Genomic DNA, 14,196 nt, shown 5'->3' on the forward strand with positions numbered 1-14,196 from the left:
TGTCCTTTTTTGGGAGACTTACTTCTTGACTGCCACCAGCAGGCCATCGCCGGTGGGGAGCATTGCCGACGCCAGCCTGTCGTCGTCGCGGATTGCCCTGCCCACCTGCCGCAGGACCACCGTGGTGGCCTCCCGGCCCGCCGGGTTGGCAACCTTGTCCTTGTCCAGCGCGTCATTGATGACCAGCAGCCCCGCGGGCTTCAGCAGCCGGATGGCCTGCTCCACATAGCCCGGAAGGCCCGGCTTGTCCGCGTCGATGAAGACGAGGTCGTAGGCGCCATCGGTCAGCCGTGGCAGGACGTCGCCCGCACGGCCGGAAATGGTGCGGGTGCGGTTGGCGGGACTGCCGGCCTCCGCAAACGCTTCGCGGGCGGCCCTCAGGTGCTCCACATCCACGTCGATGGTGGTCAGGACTGCGTGCGGTCCCAGGCCCCGCAGCAGGCAGACGCCGGAGACGCCGGCGCCGGTGCCGATCTCGACGGCGGTCTGGGCTTTGGAGGCGGCGGCCAGCACCGTCAGGACGGCCCCCACGCCGGGGCTGATGGCGCTTACTCCCAATTCAAATGAACGTTCCCGGGCCCGAAGCATAACCTCATCCTCAGCGGGCAGATCTTCTGCATAGGACCAGCTGCTGGATTTGTCGGCGCTCATGAATTATCGCTTTCTGGGCGTAAGGGGGGAATGTCTCCTCAAGCCTACTGTGTTCGGGCCGGCCGGCCGGGAAAGCGGCCGTTGCGCCGAAGGCTGAAGTTTGCCAATGGTCAGGAAATTCCCAGCCAAGTTTGACATGATTGATATCCGCTCATCCAAAAGGTGACCGGCGCCGAATCAGAGATGTCAACAGTATCCGGGCGTTAGCATTCCACGAGGGGAGTGGACGATGTCATCTTCAGTTGTGGCACCTGTCCCTGCAGTAAACAATCCCGATGATGAGTGGGTCCGTCCCACCTGGGAAGAAGTGGTCACCAACCATTCCGCAAAGGTGTACCGGCTGGCGTACCGCCTGACCGGAAACAAGTACGACGCCGAGGACCTCACCCAGGAGGTGTTTGTCCGCGTCTTCCGGTCGCTGGAGAACTTCAAGCCAGGAACACTCGACGGCTGGCTGCACCGCATCACCACCAACCTGTTCCTTGACCAGGCCCGGCGCAGGACCCGCATCCGTTTCGACGCCCTCGCGGAGGACGCCGAGTCCCGGCTGCCCGGCCGTGAGCCGGGGCCGGAGCAGAGCTTCGAGCTGAACAACCTGGACCTGGACGTACAGGCGGCGCTGGAGGAACTGCCGCCGGACTTCCGTGCCGCCGTGGTCCTGTGCGACCTCGAGGGGCTGTCCTACGACGAAGTCGCCGAGGCCCTGGGCGTGAAGCTGGGCACCGTCCGCTCACGCATCCACCGCGGCAGGACCATGCTCCGTGAAAAGCTGGCCCACCGCGACCCCCGCCCGCAGCAGTCCCGCCGCAAGCTTGCGATGCCACGCATCGCCGGCATCCTCTGAACGGCACATGAAGTCCCAGTTTCCTTTCGGCGGCAGGCATCAGCGCAGCGGCAGCCACCTTGAGGCCTGCCAGGAGTGTGCTGCGGCCGTGCGCCGGGAACGGCAGTACCTGGAGCGTCTGCGCGATGCTCCCATTCCGCCCGCCAGCCAGGACCTGACGGCGCGGCTGCTGACCCGCACCCACGAATTGGCAGCCCAGCCGCCCGCCCCTGCCCATCAGGGCGGGACCTCCCGTGTGGCCGCCCGGGCACTTGCATTCACCGCGGGCGGAACCATGGCAGCGGCCGGAGTGCTGGCCGTAGGGGCCTTCACGGCAGCGGGAGACCCTGCGGCAGGGGAACGGGCGGGGACCGAAGCAGCCTTTTCGCACGTCTCGTCCCAGACCCCTGCGGACGGCCGGACCTTGACCGCCGCGCAGCTGGCCACGTTGCGTTCGGAGGGGTGGGCCTGCCCCGAACTGCAGGCCATGGGATTCCATGTGGAAGCGGCCAGGGCGCTGGTGGTTGACGGGCAACCTGCAGTGGAGCTGCGGCTCACCGACGGTACCCATCACGCCACCGTCACGGAACAGCACCCGGTTGATCATCAACCGGCCGGCAACGCGACACCGGCTCCGGGCGCCCCGGCGGGGGAGGGCTCCGCCGGCCAAGGTGGTCCAATGCAGGTTTCGAGCACCTCTCCCTGGTCCGCCACCTACCGGGCAGCCGGCCTCACCATCACTTACCGCTCCGATCTGCCCCCCGAGCAGGCAGATGATGCCCTGCCCATGCTCAAGCAGTACGCCGATACCGCGGCGGAAGGGGTTGCCGCCGCCGTGCCCGACACCACGGTGACGCCGGCACCGGAGCCCCTGGAGTCGCGGCTGGAGCGCGGGATCAACAAGATAGCTGCCCTGTTCACCCAGTAATGCAGACTGTTTTCCCGTCCGCCGGACGGGAATCGTCACTCGCAGCCCGGAGAGGGTAATCTTCCTAAAGTGTTTGGAATCAACGGCCCGGAGTTCATCCTTCTGCTGATCATCGGCGTGCTGGTGATCGGCCCCCAGCGGCTGCCGGAATATACCCAGAAGCTGGCAAACCTGGTCAAGGAACTCCGCCGCATGGCTTCCGGGGCGCGTGAACAAATCAAGGAAGAAGTGGGCATCGACATTGACGATGTCGACTGGAAGAAGTACGACCCCCGCCAGTACGACCCCCGCCGCATCATCAAGGAAGCACTGCTCGACGACGACACCAAGCCCGTCAGCGCAAATGCTCCGGCCGCCGTGGCAGCAGTTTCCGGCGCCGCGGCCGTGGCGGATGCAGCCCCGCAGCGGCCTGAAAGAGTCGTGCAGAGGCTGGCCCCTGGCGATGCAGCCCCTTTCGACACCGAAGCCACCTAGGGTTTTCGCGCCCCGCCAGTTCCGGCCCGGTCAGCGCGGCTGCAGTCCCAGCTTCATCCCTGCAAGGCCACGGGGTTTTGCGGCCAACTGCCCTGCGATGCCGGCCAGCGCCACAGCGCCCGCCGAAGCAGGTTGGCCCAGCACGATCGGAACCCCCGAGTCCCCGCCTTCGCGCAGCTGGATGTCCAGGGGAATCTGGCCCAGCAACGGTACCTCCGCCCCGACCGTGGCGCTGAGGCGTTCGGTGAGGACCGCCCCGCCGCCGCTTCCAAACAGTTCCATCCGGCCGCCGTCGGGCATCTCCAGGTAGGACATGTTCTCGATGACGCCCGCGATCTTCTGACCCGTCTGGGTGGCGATGGCGCCAGCGCGTTCGGCAACGTCCGCCGCCGCCGCCTGGGGCGTGGTGACCACCAGGATTTCGGCCTTGGGCAGGAGTTGGGCCACGGAAATGGCGATGTCACCCGTACCCGGCGGGAGATCCAGGAACAGGGCGTCCAGGTCGCCGAAGTAGACGTCGGTGAGGAACTGTTCCAGGGCCCGGTGCAGCATGGGTCCCCGCCAGGCAACCGGCTGGTTGCCGGTGACGAACATGCCAATGGAGATCACCTTCACGCCGTACGCAACCGGGGGCAGGATCATGTCGTCCACCTGGGTGGGTTTCTGGGTGATGCCCATCAGCGCAGGGACGGAGAAGCCGTAGACGTCTGCATCCACGATGCCCACACGGAGGCCTTGGGCAGCCAGGGCCGTGGCCAGGTTGACGGTGACCGAGGACTTGCCCACTCCGCCCTTGCCGCTGGCCACGGCGTAGACCCTGGTAAGGGAATCGGGCTCATTGAAGGGGATTTTGCGCTGGCCGCCGGCGCCGCGCAGCTTCTCCTTGAGGGCATCGCGCTGGGCCTGGTCCATCACCTTGAGCTCGACGTCGACGGCGGTGACGCCGGGGACTGCGAAAAGGGCCTTTTGCGCATCGGCGGTGATGGTGTCCCGCAGCGGGCAGCCGGCAATGGTGAGCAGGACCGCCACGCTCACCTTGCCGTCGTCGGAAACCTGGACGGAGTCCACCATGCCCAGTTCGGTGATGGGGCGCCGGAGTTCGGGATCGATCACGGTGGCGAGGGCGCTGTTGACGGCCTGTGCCAGTGCCGGTTGGGTGGAGTCAGCGGGATCGATGGGGGCGCTCATGGGAGGAGCCTCGGCTTTCGTACGGATGCGGCGGCGGGCCTGCCGGTGGGCGGCCTGGCGGTCATTGGGCAGAGTGGCCCGGTTTCACCCGGGGGATCTGCTGGGTGCGCGGGCTGCGTTGCCGGTCCCGCTGTTCGCGCAGCTTGTCCTTGACCTTGTCCCGTGGGGATTCGTGCGAACCGGGGCCCGTGTCATCGTGGGTCCGTAGTTCCTCCTGGGCTTCCAGCAGGTCTTCAAGGAGTGAGCGCAGCTCGGCGCGGACGTAGTCGCGGGTGGCTACCTCGCGCAGGGCGATCCGCAGGGAGGCCAGTTCCCGGGTCAGGTACTCGGTGTCGGACAGGTTACGTTCGGCGCGCTGGCGGTCCTGCTGCACCGAGACGCGGTCGCGGTCATCCTGCCGGTTCTGCGCCAGCAGCAGCAGGGGCGCGGCGTAGGAAGCCTGCAGCGACAGCATCAGGGTCAGCAGGGTGAAGCCAAGGTCCCTTGAATCGAACTGCCACTCGACGGGCGCCCACGTGTTCCAGCCCAGCCAGAAAATACAGAACACCGTCATGTAGACCAGGAACTGCGGGGTGCCCATGAACCGGGCAAAGCCCTCGGTGGCGTGGCCGAATGCGTCCGGATCCGGGGAGAACTTGGGCAGGATCCGCTGCCGGGCGCTCAAGGGAGTATCGAGACTGCCTTTTGATTCCGCGTTGGCCAGGTTCCGCTGGCTGGGGTTCTTCGGGGCGCTGTTATCAGCCAATGCGGCCACCGAGCTTTCTTATCGGGGCTTCGCCATCATGGGCGCGCCAGTCGTCCGGCAACAAGTGATCCAATACGTCATCAACAGTCACCGCCCCCACAAGCCGGCCGGCGTCGTTGACCACCGGGAGGGAGTTGAGGTTGTAGGTGGCCAGGGTCCGTGCCACTTCGCTGATGTGGGCCTGGTCGGACAACGGCTCGAGGTTCTTGTCCACCAGGTTTCCCAGAGCCTCGAACGGCGGGAAGCGCAGCAGCTGCTGGATGTGCACCACACCCAGGAAGCGGCCGGTGGGGGTTTCCAGCGGCGGCCGGGCAATAAAGATCGACGACGCCAGCGCAGGGGAGAGCTCCTCCCGCCGGACGTGGGCCAGGGCTTCGGCAACCGTGGCTTCCGGCGGCAGGATGACCGGTACCGGAGTCATCAGGCCGCCGGCGGTGTCCTCGTCGTATTCAAGCAGGCGGCGGACGTCCTCCGCGCCTTCGGGTTCCATCAGCTGGAGGAGTTCCTCTGCCTGGGCGGAGGGGAGTTCGCCGAGGAGGTCGGCGGCGTCGTCGGGGTCCATCTCCTCGAGGACGTCGGCGGCGCGCTGGACATCCAGCGCGGAGAGGATTTCCACCTGGTCGTCCTCGGGAAGCTCCTGGAGGACGTCGGCCAGCCGTTCGTCCTGCAGTTCGCTGGCCACTTCGAACCGGCGCTTGTCGCTCATCTCCTGCAGTGCCTCGGCGAAGTCAGCGGGCTTGAGGTCCTCGTGGTTGGCCACGAACTGTGTGGCTGCCTGCGGCTCGGTGCGTGGCCCCTGCTGGGCGTCCGCCCAGTCAATGATCAGTGTTTCGTTGCGGCGCAGCCGGCTCAAGGGGGACAGTGAGTGGCCGCGCCGGACAAAGAGCTTGCTGACGAACCAGTCGCGGGACCGGTGCTGGTCGATGGCGATGTCCTCGATGGTGGCGTCCCCGCTGCCGTCACGGAGGGTGACCCTGCGGTCGAACATCTCCGCCACCACCAGCGTTTCGGCTCCGCGCTGTTCAAACCGGCGCAGGTTGACCAGGCCCGTGCAGATGATCTGGGTCTGGTCGATCGAGGTAATGCGCGTCATGGGCACGAAGACGCGCTTCTTTCCCGGTACTTCCACCACGATGCCCACCACGTGGGGGGCTCCCTGGGTTCCGCGGGACAGCACAACAACATCGCGCAGCCGGCCCAGCCGGTCGCCCAGCGGGTCGAAGACATCGAGGCCCAGGAGGCGCGCCACGAAGACGCGAGTAGGTGTTGTGCTCACCACTACAGGCTACCGAGTCTGCTCTCTTTTAGCTGAATTTACAGGCAGCACCCACCTTGATGGGCAAGAATGGGGTTATGTCGAACATTTTTGGTCCTCCCAGGGCCGGCGCCGCGAACGGACCGGACGATGCCCGGGCTGTTCCCACCGGCGACACCGTTGGCTCCTACACTTCCTACCTCGACGCCCAAAAAGCGGTTGACTACCTGGCGGACCAGCAGTTCCCGGTCCAGATGGTCTCCATCGTGGGCAATGAACTGAAGATGGTGGAGCGGGTCACCGGGCGTCTCAGCTACCCCCGGGTGGCGCTGTCGGGGGCGTTGAGCGGCATGTGGTTCGGCCTGTTCGTCGGCGTCATGCTGTCCTTCTTCGCACCCTCGCCCGGCTACTTCTCGATCATGACGTCGGTGCTGATGGGTGCGGCGTTCTTCATGCTCTTCGGCATTGTCACGTACGCCATGCAGCGCGGCAAGCGGGACTTCACGTCCACCAGCCAGGTGGTGGCAACGAGCTATGACGTGATCGTTGCGCCGGAGGCCGCCCACGAGGCGCGGCGCCTGCTGCAGCAGCTGCCCATGACGCGTTCGGACGCGGCAGCGGGCCAGTGGCCGTACACACAGCACGACTACTACAACCAGCCGTACCAGCACCAGCAGCAGCCGGGGCAGCAGCAGGGCCCTGCCCGTCCCGCCGGATGGAACGATCCCTACGGCCAGCGGTCCGCCGGCACAGCCGCCGAGGATGGATCAGCCCAGGACGGAAGTGGCTATGCAGGCGACGCCGGCCAGCAGCACAGTGGTCAGCAGCACAGTGGCCAGCAGCACGGCGGGCAGCAATACGACGGCGGCCAGCACCAGCCGGCGCAGCCGGCAAGCCCGGTCCGGGCCGTCCGCTACCCGGACCTGCCGGATGGCCGCCCGCAGTACGGCGTGCGCCTGCCGCAGGGTCCCGGCGCCGGACAGCCAGGGCCAGGACAGCCAGAGCCAGGACAGCCAGATCCCCGACAGCCTGCGCCAGGACAGAACGCGGAACACCAACCTGACGCCCGGCATGGCCAGGACGGGGACCAGCACCACGGCGACCACCGGGAGTAGGACGGCCGGAGCAGCCAAGGTCCAGGAAGCCTGAAAGCCAAGGAAACCTGAAAGCCAAGGAAACCTGGGAGCGCCAACGCAAAGAGCGGGACCGCCGGAACGAATCCGGCGGCCCCGCTCTTTGCTGTTTCCGGCCGGGGTCAGGCTTCTTCGGTCCGGTAGATGCCGGCCATCCAGTCCTCCACGTCTTCCGGTTTCCGCGGCAGGGCGGCACTGAGGTTCACGGGGCCGTCAGCGGTCATGAGGATGTCGTCCTCGATCCTGATGCCGATGCCGCGGTATTCCTCGGGAATCGCCAGGTCTTCCTTCTTGAAGTACAGGCCCGGTTCGATGGTGAAGACCATGCCTTCGGTGAGGATGCCGTCCAGGTAGAGTTCGCGTTTGGCCTGCGCGCAGTCGTGCACGTCCAGTCCCAGGTGGTGGCTGGTGCCGTGCGGCATCCACCGGCGGTGCTGCTGCCCCTCGGGGCTGATGGCCTCCTCCACGCTGACCGGCAGGATGTCCCATTCGGCCAGGCGTTCTGCCAGCACGGTGGTGGCGGCGGTGTGGATGTCACGGAACTTGGTTCCCGGCCGGGCAGCGGCGAACCCGGCGTCGGCAGCATCAAGGACTGCCTGGTAGACCTTGCGCTGGATGTCGCTGAAGGAGCCGCTGGCCGGAAGCGTCCGGGTGATGTCTGCAGTGTAGAGCGAGTCGGCCTCGACACCGGCGTCCAGGAGCAGGAGCTCGCCGGCGTGGATGCGTCCGGTGTTGCGGGTCCAGTGCAGCACGGTGGCGTTGTTGCCGGATGCTGCGATGGTGTCGTAACCCAGTTCGTTGCCCACTTCGCGGGCGCGGGCGAAGAAGGCTCCCTCCACCACCCGCTCGCCGCGGGCATGCGTCAGTGCCCGCGGAAGTGCCTTGACCACTTCTTCGAAGCCTTCGACGGTGGCCGCCACCGCAATCTTCATTTCCTCGATTTCCCACTCATCCTTGAGCAGGCGCAGTTCGGAAAGCGCCTCACTGAGCTTTTCGTCCAGGGCATCAAGGATGCCAAGGTCCAGGTTCTCAGGGTCCCTGGCCGTGTTGTACCGGGCCGTGTCCACCAGTGCGTCAATGTTCTCGTCCACTTTGCGGACCAGGCGGATGGAGATTCCGCCGATCTCCGGGGCGCCCACATCCTTGGTGATGGCCGTTTCCAGTTGGTCGATGTGCGCGGTGGCCAGTCCCAGGCGGGCCTCGAATTCCTCCAGGGTGGGGCGGGCCCCAATCCAGAACTCGCCGGAGCGGGAATCGGCGTAGAACTGTTCGGTGTCCCTGCCGGCCAGCGGCCGGAAGTACAGCGTCGCGCGGTGGTTCCCGCCGTCGTCGCCCGTTCCTTCTGCCACGGGTTCCAGGATCAGGACGGCATCCGGTTCGTGGTCCAGGCCCAGCCCGGTCAGGTGGGCGAAGCCGGAGTGCGGGCGGAAGCGGTAGTCGCAGTCGTTGGAACGGACTTTCAGGGGCCCCGCGGGGATGATCAGGCGTTCGCCGTTGAACAGGGCGGAGATCGCCTTGCGCCGGGCAGCGGCGTATCCGGCGACGGCGTCCCGCTGCGGAAGCTCCTGGCTGGACGGCGCCCAGTTGCTGGCCATGAAGGCCTTGAAAGCGTTGGAACTGGGCCGCTGCGAGCGGTTGTTGACGCGCTCCTCCAACGGCTGGGAAGCAGAGTTTTGGGTGTTTTCGGCATCGTTCACGGCACCATCGTCTCACCAGCATCCCGGCTAAGCGAACAGGACAGCCGGGTCCCGGGGCCGTGGTCCACTACGCTGGACCAGTGAGGATTGACCTGCATGCCCACTCCAATGTTTCCGACGGTACCGAAACGCCCGCCGATGTCATGGCGTCCGCCGCGCGTGCCGGCCTTGATGTGGTGGCCCTGACCGACCACGACTCCACGGCAGGCTGGGCGGAGGCGGCAGCGGCCGCAGCAACCTGCGGGGTGGCACTGGTACCGGGCATGGAGGTTTCATGCCGGACGGAGGAGGGCATCAGCGTCCACCTGCTGAGCTATCTGCATGATCCCACCCATCCCGGCCTCCTGGAGGAAATCACCAAGGCCAAGGATTCCCGCCTCACCAGGGCCGAACGGATGGTCACCATCCTGGCGGAGGACTACCCGCTGACGTGGGATGACGTGATCCACCACGTGGCACCCGGCGCCACCCTTGGACGGCCGCACATCGCAGACGCCCTCGTCGCGGCGGGCGTGGTGGAGGACCGTTCGGAAGCCTTCGCCTCCATCCTCACCTCCCGGTCCCGGTACTTCATCCCGCACTATGCTCCGGACCCGGCCACCGCCGTCGAACTTGTCCGCGCCGCCGGCGGCGTGCCCGTGTTCGCCCACCCTGTGGCGTCCGCACGGGGACGGATCGTGGGGGAGCGGACCTACCGCGACATGATCGACGCCGGGCTGGCCGGCCTGGAGATCGACCACCGGGACAACCCGGAAGAGGGCCGGGACTTCCTGCGCAGGCTCGCGGCCAAACACGGCCTGCTGATTACCGGTTCCTCCGATTACCACGGCACCGGCAAGCCCAACCTGCTCGGCGAAAACCTCACGGCACCCGACATGCTCGCGCGGATCGAGGCACTCGGCACGGGAGCCGCCGTCGTCCGGCCCTAGCTGGGCTGGAACGAGGCAACGGTGGCGTGCGCGCCCAGCCGCTTGGCCATGATGTCAATGGCGGGCTGATTCTGGTCCACGCACACGAACTTCCGGCCAAGCTTGGCGGCAACGGCCCCCAGCGTTCCGGAGCCGGCGAAGAAGTCCAGGCACCAGTCACCGGGCCGGCTCGAGGCGGCCACCACCCGCCTGACCAGGCCCTCCGGCTTCTGCGTGGGGTAACCGGTCTTCTCCTTGCCGGTGGGTGAGACGATGGTGTGCCACCAGACGTCGGTGGGCAGCTTTCCCAGCTCGCGCTTGGCAGGCGTTACCAATCCAGGCGCCATGTACGGCTCGCGGTCCACCTCGGCGCTGTCGAAGTGGTACTTCGCCGGGTTCTTGACGTACACCAGGATGTTGTCGTGCTTGGTGGGCCACCGGTTTTTGGCCCGCGCGCCGTAGTCGTAGGCCCAGATGATCTCGTTCAGGAAGCATTCGCGGCCAAAGATCGCATCAAGCATCACTTTGGCGTAGTGCACCTCGCGGTAGTCCAGGTGCAGGTAGAGGGTTCCGTCGTCGGCCAGCAGGCGCCATGCCTCCACCAGCCGGGGTTCCAGGAAGGACCAGTAGTCGCTGAACGCGTCATCGTAGCGGTGCAGGGCGCCCTTGATGGTGTCGTAGGAGCGGCCCTTGAAGCCCACGCGGTCCCCGCTGCCGCCGGCGTTAACCACCATCCTGGTTTCCTGGCGCAGCTGCGGCCTGCCCGTGTTGAAGGGCGGGTCCACGTAAATCAGTGTGAAGGCGCCGTCCGGCAGCGTGGGGAGGTACTCCGCGTTGTCAGCGTGTACCACCAGGCTGCCGCCGTCCGGCGCCCAAACAGTGTCAGTCATCGGGGCAGTTAGCCCTCTGACGTGCCAGGCTGCGTGCCCGTGTCGGCGCCTGCCACCACTTCGCCGTTGCGGCGGCGGGTGCGGGTCCGGGGCCTGCGGGTGCGTGAAGGCTGTTCGCCGCCCGTTGCGGGTGCGGCAGCCTCGGCCGCGGGAGCGGCGGCGGAGTCCGGCGTCCGACGGCGGCGCTCGCCGCTGCGCGCGGTGTCGCCGCCGCTGCGGCTTCCTTCGCTGCGGGAACCTTCGCGGCTGCCAGTGCGGCTTTCCCGCCCACGGCCGTCCCGTTCCCGGGACCGGCCGCCGTCGCGGCTGCCGCTGCGGCTGTTCTTCTTGCCGGTTTCGCCCAGGTCCTCAAGCACCTCGGCGTCGACGCCAGCCAGGGTCCGCTTGTCACGCGGCAGCCGGCCCTTGGTCCCCACGGGGATGTCGAGGTCCGCGAAGAGGTGCGGCGAGGAGGAGTAGGTTTCGACAGGTTCGGGCACGTTGAGGCCCAGCGCCTTGTTGATCAGCACCCAGCGGGGAACATCGTCCCAGTCCACGAACGTGACAGCGGTGCCCTTGTTGCCCGCGCGGCCGGTGCGGCCCACCCGGTGCAGGTAGATCTTTTCGTCTTCCACGCACTGGTAGTTGATCACGTGGGTGACGTCCTCGACGTCGATGCCGCGCGCCGCGACATCGGTGGCCACCAGGACGTCCACCTTGTTGTTGCGGAATGCCCGCAGTGCCTGTTCACGGGCGCCCTGCCCCAGGTCACCGTGGATGGCAGCGGCAGCGAAGCCGCGGTCCACCAGTTCCTCGGCCACCTTTGCGGCGGTGCGCTTGGTCTTGGTGAAGATGATGGTCCGTCCGCGGCCGCGGGCCTGCAGGATGCGTGCCACCACTTCGATCTTGTCCATGCTGTGCGCACGGTAGATCAGCTGGCGGATATCGCGCTTGGTAAGGCCCTCGTCCTCAGGGTCCGCGGCGCGGATGTGCGTGGGCTGGGTCATGTAGCGGCGGGCCATGGCGATGACCGGACCGGGCATGGTGGCGGAGAACAAGAGCGTCTGGCGAATTGCGGGAGTTGCCGCGATGAGGGTCTCGACATCCGGCAGGAAGCCAAGGTCCAGCATCTCGTCAGCTTCGTCCAGCACCACGATCTTGACGTTCTTCAGGCTCAGGTGCTTTTGCTTGAAAAGGTCGATCAGCCGGCCGGGGGTACCCACCACAACCTCGACGCCCTGCTTGAGGGCCTCCACCTGGGGCTCGTAGGCGCGGCCGCCGTAAATGGTGGCGATCCTCGCGTTGCGCTTCCGGGAAGCGGTCACCAGGTCACCGGCCACCTGCACCGCCAGTTCGCGGGTGGGGACGATGACCAGGGCCTGCGGGGCTCCCGGGACGGCCAGCTTGGCGTAGCCGGGGTCGTCCTGCCCGATGACCCGCTGCAGTGCGGGGATGCCGAAGCCCAGGGTCTTGCCGGTGCCCGTCTTGGCCTGGCCGATGATGTCGTGGCCGCCCAGCGCCACCGGAAGGGTCATGGCCTGGATGGGGAACGGGTGGGTGATTCCGGCGTCAGCCAGGGATTCCACGATGTCCTCGCGGACGTTGTAGTCGGCAAAGGACTTCTCCGCGATCTCGTGCGGGGTCTCGTCGGAGATGATGGTTTCTTCCGGCTCGATGGTTTCCGTGCCGGTCTCATCGCTCAGGAGCTGGTGGGTATGCAATTCACTCACGGGGGAGTTTCCTTATTCATTTGGGCAATGGCGCTGCCTGCTCAACGGGCCGGCCAGGACTGGCCGTTCCGGAGCACGCTCAGGCGCGCAAGCGATTCCAGTGGAAGCCGATCGCGGGCTATCTAATGCTGGCACTGGTGACCAACGGGCAAATCTCAAGATCGCGTAGGGGCGGGCTTGTTGGTTTCAAATCAAGGAAATCAACGACCGGGCATCCATTTCTACCCTCTCAGTCTAGCTGCAAGGTCGCAGAAACACGTTTCGGCCCGCCTGCCGCGGCCGCCGCCGCTTACGGGATGAGCTCGAAATGGATCTCGCGGGTGGTGATGTCCGAGGAAACCAGCCGGACCCGGACCTTGGTACCCGACTCCAGCTCGCCGGCACACCGGGCAGTGACCGCGGGCTCGGCAATCTGGATAATGCCCGAACTTCCGCTGCCGTTTCCGTTCTTCCCGTTGCCGTTTTTCACCGTCCCGGTCCCGTTTCCATTCCCGTTTCCGTTTTGCGGCCGGGAGCCGGAAATCACGATCGCATCGAACTCCTGCCCGATGTGGTTCAGCAGCAGCGCGGCCTCAACGGTGTCCAGGGCCAGTCGTTCCATCCTGGACGCGAGCTGGTCCGATCCGGCCATGATGCCCGGCAGGAGCGGCAGGGCTTCCCGCGCCCAGTCCGGAACATCCCCGCCATTGCTGAGGGCCTCGCAGATCACCAGCACAAAGCGGTCCACCAGGCGGCGGAGCGGCGCGGTGGTGTGGGCATAGGCCGCGCCGATGGCAGACTGCACGCCGTCCTCGGGGACCGTTCCGTCAAAGGCGGTATAGGAGGCGCCCCGGAACAGCATGCCGGCGGAATGCATGATGGCCAGCTGGCGGGGATCGGTGGGATCCAGGGAACGCAGGTATTCGCCGTAGCTGACTTCACCGTCCCAGGGCCTGCCCAGCACCTCGGTCTGCAGCCGGAAATGCTTCAGCGACCGTTCGTCCGGGGCGGGCATGGTGCGCAGGATTCCCACCTTGCCCTCCAGCATGAGCTGCGCGGCGGCCATCCCGGTCATCAGGGAAATCTGCGCGTTCCAGTCCTCCACGGGAAGCTGCGGTACGGCAGCAATGCGGTAGCCGCCGTCGGGCAGCTGGACAATTTCCTGCTCGGGCATGTTGAGGCTGGCCCCGCCGCGTTCCCGCTCCAGGGCCACCCGCTTCAGGCCCACCTCGCGGAGGAGCCGCAGCACCGGCGAGGCCGTCCCGGCGTCGAGGTCTTCCTGCGCACCCTTGTAGCTGAGCTTGTCGCGGCTGCGGACCCGCGCCCGCCTGACGCCCACCGACACAACCGTTGCGTCGCCGTCGAGCGTGAAGTCCCATACGAAAGCCGAACAATCCTGGCCCGGCAGCAGGCTTCCTGCCCCCTCGCTGATCACTTCCGGGTGCAGCGGAATCCGGCCGTCCGGAGCGTAGAACGTCTGGCCGCGGCGCCGGGTCTCGGCGTCCAGGGGACCTCCCGGCGCAACAAACGCCGGCACATCGGCGATCGCGTACATTACCCGGTAGCCGTTCCCGTCCGGTTCGATGAACACCGCCTGGTCCAGGTCCGTGGAGGAGGCCGGATCGATGGTCACGAACTGGACGGCGGTCAGGTCGTAGGACGGAAGCTTCAGCGCTGCCACAGCGGCCCGGGCATCCGCCACTGCCTCAGCCGGGTACGGTCCCGGCAGTTCAAGTTCGGTGCGCAGCAGGCCCAACGCCTCTTCCAGGGCGTTCCTGTGGTCATGGACGTTTGGAGCCAGCCGATGATGTGACAC

At 66.8% G+C, this 14,196-nt stretch carries 13 protein-coding genes; 5 read left to right on the forward strand and 8 right to left on the reverse strand.

Annotated elements, in window-relative coordinates; all coding sequences use genetic code 11:
• Positions 1 to 18 precede the first annotated feature (18 nt).
• Entirely contained in the window at positions 19 to 651 is a 633-nt protein-coding gene (locus AC6JAM_RS15530; RefSeq protein ID WP_018768591.1) for an O-methyltransferase, read from the reverse strand.
• A gap of 229 nt (positions 652 to 880) precedes the next feature.
• On the opposite strand from AC6JAM_RS15530, the gene sigE reads away from it, so the two are divergent.
• The 3 genes from sigE (at position 881) to AC6JAM_RS15545 (ending at position 2,876) form a co-directional block, all read left to right on the forward strand.
• Positions 881 to 1,495 (forward strand): RNA polymerase sigma factor SigE, encoded by a 615-nt coding sequence (gene sigE, locus AC6JAM_RS15535; RefSeq protein ID WP_026265669.1) that lies wholly within the window; start codon positions 881 to 883, stop codon positions 1,493 to 1,495.
• 7 nt (positions 1,496 to 1,502) lie between these two features.
• A complete protein-coding gene (locus tag AC6JAM_RS15540) occupies positions 1,503 to 2,402 on the forward strand; it encodes a hypothetical protein (protein WP_018768589.1) in 900 nt (299 codons plus the stop codon).
• Positions 2,403 to 2,471: 69 nt separating this feature from the next.
• The gene (locus AC6JAM_RS15545) at positions 2,472 to 2,876 is read left to right on the forward strand and encodes a twin-arginine translocase TatA/TatE family subunit (RefSeq protein WP_018768588.1); all 405 of its coding nucleotides are present in this window, start codon (positions 2,472 to 2,474) and stop codon (positions 2,874 to 2,876) included.
• Positions 2,877 to 2,906: 30 nt separating this feature from the next.
• Here the strand turns inward: AC6JAM_RS15545 and AC6JAM_RS15550 are convergent, their stop codons facing one another.
• The 3 genes from AC6JAM_RS15550 to AC6JAM_RS15560 form a co-directional block, all read right to left on the reverse strand.
• Positions 2,907 to 4,064 (reverse strand): Mrp/NBP35 family ATP-binding protein, encoded by a 1,158-nt coding sequence (locus AC6JAM_RS15550; protein ID WP_223992155.1) that lies wholly within the window; start codon positions 4,062 to 4,064, stop codon positions 2,907 to 2,909.
• Between the two features lie 61 nt (positions 4,065 to 4,125).
• Positions 4,126 to 4,818: a DUF1003 domain-containing protein gene (locus AC6JAM_RS15555; protein ID WP_018768586.1), complete on the reverse strand. Its 693-nt coding sequence runs from the start codon at positions 4,816 to 4,818 to the stop codon at positions 4,126 to 4,128.
• Positions 4,802 to 6,085: a magnesium transporter MgtE N-terminal domain-containing protein gene (locus AC6JAM_RS15560; protein ID WP_026265667.1), complete on the reverse strand. Its 1,284-nt coding sequence runs from the start codon at positions 6,083 to 6,085 to the stop codon at positions 4,802 to 4,804. Before AC6JAM_RS15560 ends, AC6JAM_RS15555 begins: the two co-directional genes overlap by 17 nt.
• 77 nt (positions 6,086 to 6,162) lie before the next feature.
• Between AC6JAM_RS15560 and AC6JAM_RS15565 the strand changes: the two genes are divergently transcribed.
• Positions 6,163 to 7,179, forward strand: a complete 1,017-nt coding sequence (locus tag AC6JAM_RS15565) for a YflT domain-containing protein (RefSeq protein WP_497935218.1) — start codon at positions 6,163 to 6,165, stop codon at positions 7,177 to 7,179.
• A gap of 140 nt (positions 7,180 to 7,319) precedes the next feature.
• Here the strand turns inward: AC6JAM_RS15565 and AC6JAM_RS15570 are convergent, their stop codons facing one another.
• A complete protein-coding gene (locus tag AC6JAM_RS15570) occupies positions 7,320 to 8,894 on the reverse strand; it encodes an aminopeptidase P family protein (RefSeq protein WP_497935219.1) in 1,575 nt (524 codons plus the stop codon).
• Between the two features lie 80 nt (positions 8,895 to 8,974).
• Between AC6JAM_RS15570 and AC6JAM_RS15575 the strand changes: the two genes are divergently transcribed.
• On the forward strand, positions 8,975 to 9,823 hold the full coding sequence (locus AC6JAM_RS15575) for a PHP domain-containing protein (RefSeq protein WP_018768582.1): 849 nt from the start codon (positions 8,975 to 8,977) through the stop codon (positions 9,821 to 9,823).
• Here AC6JAM_RS15575 and AC6JAM_RS15580 read toward each other — a convergent pair.
• From AC6JAM_RS15580 to AC6JAM_RS15590, 3 genes are all read right to left on the reverse strand, one after another.
• Complete coding sequence (locus AC6JAM_RS15580) at positions 9,820 to 10,692, reverse strand: DNA-methyltransferase (protein ID WP_056394077.1); 873 nt, start codon at positions 10,690 to 10,692, stop codon at positions 9,820 to 9,822. The genes AC6JAM_RS15575 and AC6JAM_RS15580 overlap by 4 nt on opposite strands.
• A gap of 8 nt (positions 10,693 to 10,700) precedes the next feature.
• Positions 10,701 to 12,401: a DEAD/DEAH box helicase gene (locus tag AC6JAM_RS15585; protein ID WP_478223155.1), complete on the reverse strand. Its 1,701-nt coding sequence runs from the start codon at positions 12,399 to 12,401 to the stop codon at positions 10,701 to 10,703.
• Between the two features lie 289 nt (positions 12,402 to 12,690).
• Positions 12,691 to 14,196, reverse strand: a complete 1,506-nt coding sequence (locus AC6JAM_RS15590) for an RNB domain-containing ribonuclease (RefSeq protein WP_144599985.1) — start codon at positions 14,194 to 14,196, stop codon at positions 12,691 to 12,693.

The sequence above is a fragment of the Arthrobacter sp. GmRoot5-12 genome (assembly GCF_059739365.1).

What these genes read in the sequence shown, in the direction of transcription:
- sigE (WP_026265669.1), top strand. Translation starts at nt 881, where the DNA reads ATGTCATCTTCAGTTGTGGCACCTGTCCCTGCAGTAAACAATCCCGAT.
- AC6JAM_RS15565 (WP_497935218.1), top strand. Translation starts at nt 6,163, where the DNA reads ATGTCGAACATTTTTGGTCCTCCCAGGGCCGGCGCCGCGAACGGACCG.
- AC6JAM_RS15530 (WP_018768591.1), bottom strand. Translation starts at nt 651, where the DNA reads ATGAGCGCCGACAAATCCAGCAGCTGGTCCTATGCAGAAGATCTGCCC.
- AC6JAM_RS15550 (WP_223992155.1), bottom strand. Translation starts at nt 4,064, where the DNA reads ATGAGCGCCCCCATCGATCCCGCTGACTCCACCCAACCGGCACTGGCA.
- AC6JAM_RS15580 (WP_056394077.1), bottom strand. Translation starts at nt 10,692, where the DNA reads ATGACTGACACTGTTTGGGCGCCGGACGGCGGCAGCCTGGTGGTACAC.
- AC6JAM_RS15540 (WP_018768589.1), top strand. Translation starts at nt 1,503, where the DNA reads ATGAAGTCCCAGTTTCCTTTCGGCGGCAGGCATCAGCGCAGCGGCAGC.